3 protein-coding genes are annotated in these 1,196 nt (G+C 43.4%); all 3 read right to left on the bottom strand.

Features of this window, described 5'->3' with window-relative positions:
* Positions 1-169: 169 nt before the first annotated feature.
* Positions 170-469 (bottom strand): hypothetical protein, encoded by a 300-nt coding sequence (locus LPH68_RS26280; protein WP_121972133.1) that lies wholly within the window; start codon positions 467-469, stop codon positions 170-172.
* A 153-nt stretch (positions 470-622) separates the two neighbouring features.
* Positions 623-1,039 (bottom strand): hypothetical protein, encoded by a 417-nt coding sequence (locus LPH68_RS26275; protein ID WP_230297276.1) that lies wholly within the window; start codon positions 1,037-1,039, stop codon positions 623-625.
* A 4-nt stretch (positions 1,040-1,043) separates the two neighbouring features.
* The gene (locus LPH68_RS26270; protein WP_370638812.1) at positions 1,044-1,190 is read right to left on the bottom strand and encodes an LPD28 domain-containing protein; all 147 of its coding nucleotides are present in this window, start codon (positions 1,188-1,190) and stop codon (positions 1,044-1,046) included.
* Positions 1,191-1,196: the final 6 nt, after the last annotated feature.

Genomic DNA, 1,196 nt, shown 5'->3' with positions numbered 1-1,196 from the left:
TGGGCCACTATCTCGGAAGATTTGTTGATACTGTTGTCCATTGGATCAGTCTTATCGGGAATACACATCCGTAACAGCCCTACCACAATGACAAGAAATACCAATATCGCCCGTGGACCGATTGTGGTTGTCATGAAAACAAACTCATCAGCCTGCTTTCTTAACTGTTTCATAGAATTTTGAGGATGTGGCGGCCGGATGCCCCCCGAAACTCGGACACGCATACTTCATGTCCTGCATCCAACAACCGGTTTCGACATTCCTCCATGGCAGTATCTGATATCCTGACAGCAGGAATATTCGCCGCCGTCATCTTGAAAAGAGGCGCTTCCATGATCCGGGTAATCGTTTCGGCGTCTTCAAAATACGCTTCGTATGAATCACCTACATGGAAAAGGGTAACGGTTTCCATGCCATGCTTTTCTTTCATACCTCCGTAACACTGACGGATAATCTGTTCCTTTTTCATATAATATATGTATATGGTTTGGTGTCTGCCAAACATAAAAAGCGCCTGCAACCAATTCAGCTGTTGGTCTTTCGTCCGAAAGGTATATACAGACTTTTTTATTGGGCAAATATACAATAATTTGCGGATTCGCCCCATTTTTTGTAAGCGGAACTATTCTCTCATTTTCACCTCCCTTTTCTCAAACTCCTCGCTGATGGTTTTAACGAGTTGTTTCATGTTGTCTATCCTATGGCTTTTACCACAGGCCTTACCATGGAACAGAGGTGTAAAAAACAACCCAAAGTCCTCGTTTATAGAAAATCCTCCAATAAGTACAACGCCTGCCTTAATACGGTAATATTTCCCGTACATGGCGTACTCATCCGTGGTTTTGGTAAAGCCATACTTTGGTAACAGTTCCGGTAGCATATCAAGTATCGGGCGTATAACCTCTTTAAGAAAGCTCGGACTTTCTTCCGTTCTTTTCCTCCTGTTTCCTTTTCTGTCGGTATTGCTTCCTTCCGTATGGTAAAAAGCCTCAAAGCGTTCACGGTATTTTTCTGTCAGTTCTTTAATATCCATTTCCATCGTCTTAATTATACTCTGCAAGCCATTCGTCCAGTGTCGTGGAATCTTCAAATCCGTACTCTTCAATCCGCACGTAACCGTTTTCTCCCATGACCAGCTTTTCTCTTGTAAGGATTGTTCCGGCATGGTTTACCATTACCTCCGGTTCAATGGTCGC

Source organism: Bacteroides sp. 1_1_30, from assembly GCF_020982715.1.
GTDB lineage: Bacteria > Bacteroidota > Bacteroidia > Bacteroidales > Bacteroidaceae > Bacteroides > Bacteroides xylanisolvens.
Note: the sequence above shows the minus strand (reverse complement) of the source record. Positions and strands in the feature narration are given on the sequence as shown.